Source organism: Acinetobacter sp. YH16044, from assembly GCF_013417145.1.
In the GTDB taxonomy this organism is placed as follows: domain Bacteria; phylum Pseudomonadota; class Gammaproteobacteria; order Pseudomonadales; family Moraxellaceae; genus Acinetobacter; species Acinetobacter amyesii.
This window is the reverse complement of the sequence record NZ_VPEK01000058.1, coordinates 1-7,593: the sequence shown is the minus strand read 5'-3', so window position 1 is coordinate 7,593 and position 7,593 is coordinate 1. Positions and strand designations below refer to the sequence as shown.

Sequence of the window (7,593 nt, the reverse complement as noted above, 5' to 3'; positions counted from 1 at the left end):
TCAGGACAAAATCTGCTGAAAATCTCGAAAAGAAAATTGAAGCCCAGTTAGAGAAGCTGAAACAGTTAAAGGCTCATAAACAAGCTATCGAAGCTAGAGAAAAATCAAAGCAAAAAGAGCAGGAGAGAAAGGACGATACTCGACGCAAAATTTTGCTCGGTTCTTATTTGATTAAAAAAATGAATGACAATGAAGCCAATAGAGAAAAAATACTCGCTGAACTCAACGAGTATTTAATAGAAGATCGAGACAGAAAATTATTTAACCTTTAAAACCTAAACTTCTTAAATGTGGAATAAACTCTTTTTGTTTTTCAGGGTCTATCAGCATGTCTTTAATTCGACTAGCTAAAGCCTCATAACTCTCATTACCAACAGCTAAATGTGATAGGCCCGGTAATTTGGCAAGCTGATTTCCAAACATATTAATTTGCCCATCAGTCATTTTGAAAAACATATCGACGGTATTCATATCTCGACTTGAGTTGATTTTTGGCTTTTCAAATTTTTCTTTAACTTTGAATCTAAACCCCACAACAGTTCTACCCTCTTTTATATTTTCATAAGTTAGATTTAAATCTGTTTGAGAGTTAATTTCTTCTAAAGAAGGCTCTAAAACACGGGTTTTTAAATTAGACATTCGATCATAAGACTTAGGCAATCCTAACTCTGTTTTTATACGATCTAAACTTAATTCAAATTTACCTAGACCCTGATATTTCTTGGCAAGATGATACAGGTCAAAGGAATAATCTTTTTTAAGTCTGAGTACCACTTCTTTTTTATATTTGGTGTAAGGGTTGAGCTTATCAAATTCTTTTAGCATTAAAAGAACTTCCTCAGGAAAGCAAATTGATATTGCTCCATTGTCGTATTTTGCTCGGATTACCCAAGAACAAGAAACTTTTTTCCCCTTTTCATCTGTATAGGTAAAGTACCTACGCAGCATATGCTTACTAGCTTCCTCCATCGACTTATATGCAGAGTGGGTTTTTATATTGCACTCTTTAGCAAAGTTTTCAGCAGTAATAGTAATGGGGTCTTTTTCGGTAGCGTTGGTAACTCTAGCGATAGGACTTGCTAAAACCAATAAACGCTTTTCATCGATAGACATGCTTTTAAAGCATTCTTGAATATTATTTTGTATGACCACCCATGAAGGTGGATAGGTTTTTTTATCTTCCATTTGAAAACTACATACTGAGCAATGTAATTTGCAAAATACCAAGCTGCTGTTTTTTTAGCTATTATTTTTGTAGCTTTTTAACAAAACTACAATAAAAATAATGTAGCTTAATGTCCTCCATTTGTAGTTTTAAATTCCTCCATTTGTAGTTTTAAAAACTGATTTAGTCCTCCATTTGTAGCTTAATATCCTCCATTTGTAGTTTTTTAAAGTTTGAAAGCCTTATGAATAAAGGGTTTGAAGGGGGTCTAAAAGCTTTTAAAAGCTTATTAAAAAGATAAAAAAGGATTTTTTATTTAATACAATTGAAAATAATTTTTTATAATTAATTCTAATTCTTCGTGTAAGGCTGTTTACGGCCGATTAAAAGAAAATAGGTATACAACCATATGTTTACATGTAAACGTTCGAAATACGCGAAACTGTGAGCATAGGGACTATATTTTTATGTATTCCTATGTTAGAGTTTGAACTGTTTGAAAATAAAGCAAAAAAAAGGCACTTGCGTCAACAAGTACCTTTTTTGAAATCTTTAATATCAAATAGCTAACAAATCAAACCAAAGGAGGTTAAAAAAGCCATAAGAATTAATGATTTACGTTTAAAATGCATAAACGATTCTATCATTGATAAACAATTTGTTCAAGTTAGCGAACAGATAAGGCTGATTAACCTCCATTTTTTACAATGGAGGAATCATCATGATTCCAGTTTTACCGGCAGTAGATACACATAAAGCACATATCTTGCACCGCTTATTAAATAGGGTGCCTGTTAAAAACAAAGATATGTGGTCGTCTATTGATTCTAGTTACTCTGCGTGTCGTATTAGCGAATTACGTAGTGATGGATGGAATATTGAAGATCACTATTTATCTGAAGATTCAAAACTGAAAAAACGTGTGCGAGTAAAAGTGTACTTCATACCATCTTTATTAATTAGTGAATTGTTGAAAGAACAGGCAATTCAAGATTTTTTAAGAAGGTTTGAATATCGACAAGCCAGTTAAATAGAAAAAAGGAAGGGTTATCCCTTCCTTTTTTTGCTTTAAAAAACAGACTTTGTAATCAGAGAGAAAAACGCATGAATTTTGATACCAGGTGATCGCTCGTAGGCACTTGCTCGGCTCTTACTAGAATGAGTTTTTTATTAAAATATTTAATCAGTACCGTGGAACAACGATCAAATATCAAACTTGGAACATGATAAATAGAGGAGTTGCCGCCCTGTTGCTCTATGATTCAAGGCAGCAATCTCTAATATAATGATCTTGAAGGGAAAAACAGTTGTATTTCGTATAAGGTCTATTATGCTAATTTTTTAATCCAAATTGGATTCGAAGTAATTAAAGCTTTACTTTTTAATATAGAAAAATTATCTGCATGCTGACTTAATAACTCTATAAGAGGTGGGATTGTAGAGCTATTTAATAAGTATGGATTAAAAATATCATTATGATTTTTAGAGAAAAACTTAACTATATCCTGATCAATATTGGCATATTTCATATACCAATTAGAAAAGAGATATGTACTGATCTTCTCAAGATAAAGAACTTCACAATTTTCATGACGCGGATCTTTTAAGATTTTGTCATGAAAAAGATGCTTTACTTTATCTTCTTGCCCCTCTAAACATTGAACAAAGTAATCATTTCCATAGTAAAGAGCCCCATAGATCTGATTTGCTCCATTAAACTTTAATGCTTCGGTTAAAATTTCATAAAGTTCACTCTTAGAATAAATTTTAGACCTGAACTTACTTACATATAATAATCGTATAGCGGTCATTGGTAATTCGTCTTAAGATATAAATAGTTAAGTATATATAATAAAAAAAATTATTATATAAAATTAGTAATTTTTAGACTGCTTTCTTAAAGCATCCTTTCTTTTATCTTATATCCTTGCACTTTACCTATTGGTAAAATACATACATTCATAATCTATATCGGAAAGTAAGTAATTAAGCATAAGAAAAAAAATCCCAGCAGGTGTAGTGCTGGGATTAGGTGTCTTCTGGGCTTAGTTATTATCGTTATCAAAAAAGTATAACTCAGTTTTTACTTAATTAATTTTCTTTTCAATTAGCTTCAATTTACTTAACTGTTGCTCTTTTTTCTGATCATTTTCGATCTTAATAACTATAGCTAAAATAAAAAGCATCATTATAAAAAATAGGAAAATCAAATGCTTTCTCATTATTTATTCCTTCTTTTAATGTTTTAGCATGCCTTTTCCCATTGCAAATAGATATGACATAAGAAACCAAAATTTAGCTCGATGCTTTGAAATATGGCTTTAGCCATATTTCAAAGTCGGGCAACTTTGCGCTTGCTATAATCTGATTAGCTATGAGAAAAACCAAGCAAAGTACCGATCAACTAATATCTTTTAGGGTCGATCTGGCACCAGTCATAGGTCTTTTCTTTGACACTATTTGGCTGAAATGAATAGCAATTTTTCGTCATGATTCTGACTAGTGTTTCACCATCACTTTCTCTAATTTGTAGTGGATATTTTTTAAGTACAGCCATATCAGTTCTACGTTCATTAATTTCATCTTTGCTTGGCACGTACAAGAATATTGCCAAGATGAATACCATCATCACAGCGACAAACGTGCTGGCAAAAATAATGATAAATTTTAAGTTGAGCCTTTTTGTAGCTTCGTTTAATTCTTGAATACTATTGTTTAATGCAGCTGTATGTTTCTTATTTGCGTTTTCTAGCGATTTTTCAGCCTTATTGAGTACTCCGTTAGCGATTTGGTTGTAAAATACCTCTAATCGCTTGTTATCGTCTGCTATGGCCTCTCTATATTCCTTCATGGAGGCCAGTAAAATATATAGTTGATCGTCTAAGTCGTTTTGGTTGCTCATAGCGATGGGCCACTTCTTTCATATTTAATACGCTGTGTCTGTTTCATCTTTTGCTCTTGTTCCAATTTCAATCTTTGTCTTTGCTCTTGTTCCAGACGTTGTGCTTCCCGATCTTTCTTCCATTGTTTGAAACCTTGCTCAACATGGTTGAACCCTTGTTCTAAGGTCTTTTCCTTGTGCTGTTGTTTGTTTTGGAGCTGTTGGCTGTTTTGCTGTTTGATCGTATCGTTAAAACGGCTAATTTCAGTATCTATGCCTTTTCTGCGCATCTGGGTAACTTTACTACCCTCATGGATGGTAGCTTGTAGATCCTTGCCTTGATCGGCATAACTACGGTGGTCGATTCTTTCCCGATACCCTGCATGTTCGAGGGCATGATTGGCTAAGTTTGCCCAGGTGGCTCGGATCTGTTTAATTTCTTCCTGGCTTGTTCCCATGCCCAGGCTTTTTCTCTTGGCATTGCTTAACTCAATATCAGTCTTATCCTTTAGCACCAGATTATGATCTTGATCCAGTTCAGCCTTACGTGTAGTCAGCAAGATATGCGCATGATGGTTTTTATCATCCCCTCCTTTGCTGGGTGCATGGATGGCTAAATCTGCAATCACCCCATAACGGTCTACTAATGATTGGGCAAACTCTTTAGCCAATTCTTTTCGCTGTTCTTCGTCCAGTTCATCAGGTAAAGCGATAACCCATTCACGTGCGGTTCGGGCATCTTTTCGATTCTCAGATTTTTCTGCCAGATTCCAAACTTGGCTTCGGTCTAATTCAGTATCCAAGTTAGAAAGAATCTCTGTATAAACCACACCTTCTTTTCTTGTGAAGTCATGGGTTAACCCTGTCCGTTCATCTTTCAATTTTTCTCCTGCACGGTAAGCCATAGATGCAACTGCAGTTCGTCCCGAACTTCGGTTAACGGTCTTAGTAGTACAGTGATAAATTGCCATGCCTTAGCCTTGTGGTGGTTTTGCTTTTGCTTTTAAAAATTGCGTAGCAGTTTTTTGGGGTTAAGGGGAATCCCCTTACGCAAACTTTGACTTGGATGAAATCCAAGTCGTAAGTGCGCATTTCATGAAAACACGATAGCATATAGCCCGCTTGAATTTCAATTCATAGGGCCTTATGCTTGAGTGGTTTTCTATATCCCGAAATCTGAATCATGACAAAAGCTGCTGAAAATCTCGAAAAGAAAATTGAAGCCCAGTTGGAAAAGTTGAAACAGTTAAAGGCTCGTAAACAGGCTATCGAAGCTAGAGAAAAATCAAAACAAAAAGAGCAGGAAAGAAAAGATGATACTCGACGCAAAATTTTGCTCGGTTCTTATTTGATTAAAAAAATGAATGCCAATGAAGCCAATAAAGAAAAAATACTCGCTGAACTCAACGAGTATTTAACAGAAGACAGAGATAGAGAGTTATTTAATCTTAAGTGTAATTAGTTTTTATTTTTATACGTTAAAACCATGCTCTACAAGCAAAGGAAAGAACATTTCAAAGTGTCTTTTTTCTGCTAGCATTTCAGCTAAAAGTTGTCCGAATTGTTCATAATTTCCAGTACCAATTAAGTGGCTATACTCACTTTGTACACGCTCATCATAGGCAAGTTTAGATCCAAACTTAAGACGTTGTGAATCAGTCATTCGGTTAAAAAAATCTCCTATATTTTTGTCTTTTTTAACTTCAGTTCTTATTTGCTTTTGCTTAAATTTGAATGAAAAGCCTGTAATTGAACGCCCTTTTTTGTGTTGCTCATAAGTTGTTACGATGTCTGTATGTTCATTGATTTGTTTGATTGCTGGTTCTAATACACGCTTTTTGAAATCACACATCGCTGTATATTCAGTATTTTCAAGCCCAATTCTATTTCTAAAGTCACTTAACTCAATTTGTGGAACTTTGCCAACTTCGCGCCAAGCAATGATTAACTCATAAAGCCTAATAGCGTATTTACTTGTAAGCTGTGTGACCTGCTTAAGTTGATAACTAGTGAACTGTTGCTCAAGTCTTGTAATCAAAGGCACTACATCTGGTGCAAAAGTGATTTCTAATGTAGCTGAATCATCAATATATTTAATACGGCTTACCCATCTAGACTTAACAGTTCCTACATTTCCCTTTTTATCTTCTTCTTTAAATGAAAATTGACGATCAAACAGGTTTAGAACAGCACTTTTCAGTGCTTTGTAAGCACCATCGTTACTAACATTAAAACGACTAGCGTAATCATTAGCATGTATTTCTAACTTACTATCAGCAGTTATACCGTTACCTGTTTGTCTTGCATTAATGATTGCAAGAAGTATTAAGCGCTGTTCGGTTACTTCTAAATTATAACTAGCGTTCATTAATGCGTTATCTTTCACAACAAGCTCATTCTTCATCTTCAAAGCATATTATTATTCAAAGTAAGGACACTGTATAAAGTTATCATTAAAAGGTCAATATTAATTAAGTCCTTAAATCAAGACTAAATGTCCTTTTATAACCGACTAAATGTCCTTTTATAACCGACTAAATGTCCTTTTATAACCGACTAAATGTCCTTTTATAGGGCTTGAAACCCTTCTGTAGTAAGGGTTTAAGAGTGTCTAAAAGCATTTAAAAGCTTTAAAATATATATAAAAGCATAAGTGAGCATGGAAAACAGCCCTATGCCCTCGCTAAAGCTCGGACGTTTTAACCTCGCTAAAGCTCGGTTGAGGGGCTGTTTTTTTTAAATAGAAGTTGAGGATTTAATAAAAAAAGAAACTAGGCCTTCGCTTCGCTCAGTAATCTTTATGCTCGCTTCGCTCGTTTAGATTCTAATTAATACAGTTCGCACCCTTCGGGATGCTCTATATCTTTCGTTAAGAAGCAAAGGGGGGGCTTGTAATCAGGGAAAAGGCAGGGGCAAAATTTTAATGCCAGGTGATCGCTCGTAGACACTCGCTCGGTTCTTACTGGAATGAATTTAATTATTAAAATATCTAATTAAAACCGTAGAACATAAAAAATAGAAAAGTTGCCGCCCTGTTGCTCTATGATTCAAGGCGGCAATCTCTAATATAATGATATTGAAGGAAAAAACAGTTATATTATGTTAATTTTAAGAAAACTTCAGAACTGATCTACTTACTGATAATAAATGCTCTGCCTAAGCGTTTTAGTATTTTTTCGATAGTGGGTTCTAAGACTTCTGGAGTTAGATTTAGTTTAATTTCTACAGGATAAGAGGTTAATAACTCTTTGATAGGAGGCCTTTGTTCATAAGGCAGACACTCAATTAGAATCATTAAAACTTTAGGCTCGAAGCATCTTTTTGATGTGGCTTTGAGAGTTAGGCTAGGCATGGACCACCTAAGTTATAATATTTTATATAAGTACCACTATATCAGATATTTAAATAAAAAAAATCCCAGCAGGTGCAGTGCTGAGATTAGGCGCTTTCTGGGCTTAGTTATTATCGTTATCAAAAAAGTATAACTCAGTTTTTGCTTAATTAACTTTCTTTTTAACTAACTCCAATTTACTTAACTCTTGCCTTT

8 protein-coding genes are annotated in these 7,593 nt (G+C 34.2%); 3 read left to right on the top strand and 5 right to left on the bottom strand.

The window, feature by feature from the left end; translation table 11 throughout:
• The first annotated feature begins 35 nt into the window (after positions 1–35).
• On the top strand, positions 36–272 hold the full coding sequence (locus FTV38_RS15955) for a mobilization protein (RefSeq protein ID WP_180022975.1): 237 nt from the start codon (positions 36–38) through the stop codon (positions 270–272).
• On the opposite strand, the gene FTV38_RS15950 is transcribed toward FTV38_RS15955, so the two are convergent.
• Positions 262–1,185: a RepB family plasmid replication initiator protein gene (locus tag FTV38_RS15950; RefSeq protein ID WP_179991712.1), complete on the bottom strand. Its 924-nt coding sequence runs from the start codon at positions 1,183–1,185 to the stop codon at positions 262–264. The two genes, FTV38_RS15955 and FTV38_RS15950, sit on opposite strands and share 11 nt — an antisense overlap.
• Before the next feature lie 701 nt (positions 1,186–1,886).
• Here FTV38_RS15950 and FTV38_RS15945 point away from each other — a divergent pair.
• Complete coding sequence (locus FTV38_RS15945) at positions 1,887–2,195, top strand: hypothetical protein (RefSeq protein WP_179991713.1); 309 nt, start codon at positions 1,887–1,889, stop codon at positions 2,193–2,195.
• A gap of 298 nt (positions 2,196–2,493) precedes the next feature.
• Here the strand turns inward: FTV38_RS15945 and FTV38_RS15940 are convergent, their stop codons facing one another.
• The 3 genes from FTV38_RS15940 to mobQ form a co-directional block, all read right to left on the bottom strand.
• Positions 2,494–2,976: a BLUF domain-containing protein gene (locus tag FTV38_RS15940; RefSeq protein ID WP_179995733.1), complete on the bottom strand. Its 483-nt coding sequence runs from the start codon at positions 2,974–2,976 to the stop codon at positions 2,494–2,496.
• Positions 2,977–3,569: 593 nt separating this feature from the next.
• Positions 3,570–4,067 (bottom strand): hypothetical protein, encoded by a 498-nt coding sequence (locus tag FTV38_RS15935; protein ID WP_179991709.1) that lies wholly within the window; start codon positions 4,065–4,067, stop codon positions 3,570–3,572.
• Positions 4,064–5,017, bottom strand: a complete 954-nt coding sequence (mobQ, locus tag FTV38_RS15930; protein ID WP_179991710.1) for a MobQ family relaxase — start codon at positions 5,015–5,017, stop codon at positions 4,064–4,066. The genes FTV38_RS15935 and mobQ overlap by 4 nt, the downstream gene beginning before the upstream one ends.
• 212 nt (positions 5,018–5,229) lie before the next feature.
• Here mobQ and FTV38_RS15925 point away from each other — a divergent pair, with 212 nt between their 5' ends.
• The gene (locus FTV38_RS15925) at positions 5,230–5,508 is read left to right on the top strand and encodes a mobilization protein (RefSeq protein WP_180009818.1); all 279 of its coding nucleotides are present in this window, start codon (positions 5,230–5,232) and stop codon (positions 5,506–5,508) included.
• 9 nt (positions 5,509–5,517) lie between these two features.
• On the opposite strand, the gene repM is transcribed toward FTV38_RS15925, so the two are convergent.
• Entirely contained in the window at positions 5,518–6,450 is a 933-nt protein-coding gene (gene repM, locus FTV38_RS15920; protein WP_179995818.1) for a replication initiation protein RepM, read from the bottom strand.
• Positions 6,451–7,593: the final 1,143 nt, after the last annotated feature.

Coding starts and splice junctions, on each gene's coding strand:
- FTV38_RS15925 (WP_180009818.1), top strand. CDS start 5,230: ATGACAAAAGCTGCTGAAAATCTCGAAAAGAAAATTGAAGCCCAGTTG.
- FTV38_RS15945 (WP_179991713.1), top strand. CDS start 1,887: ATGATTCCAGTTTTACCGGCAGTAGATACACATAAAGCACATATCTTG.
- repM (WP_179995818.1), bottom strand. CDS start 6,450: ATGAAGAATGAGCTTGTTGTGAAAGATAACGCATTAATGAACGCTAGT.
- FTV38_RS15950 (WP_179991712.1), bottom strand. CDS start 1,185: ATGGAAGATAAAAAAACCTATCCACCTTCATGGGTGGTCATACAAAAT.
- mobQ (WP_179991710.1), bottom strand. CDS start 5,017: ATGGCAATTTATCACTGTACTACTAAGACCGTTAACCGAAGTTCGGGA.
- FTV38_RS15935 (WP_179991709.1), bottom strand. CDS start 4,067: ATGAGCAACCAAAACGACTTAGACGATCAACTATATATTTTACTGGCC.
- FTV38_RS15940 (WP_179995733.1), bottom strand. CDS start 2,976: ATGACCGCTATACGATTATTATATGTAAGTAAGTTCAGGTCTAAAATT.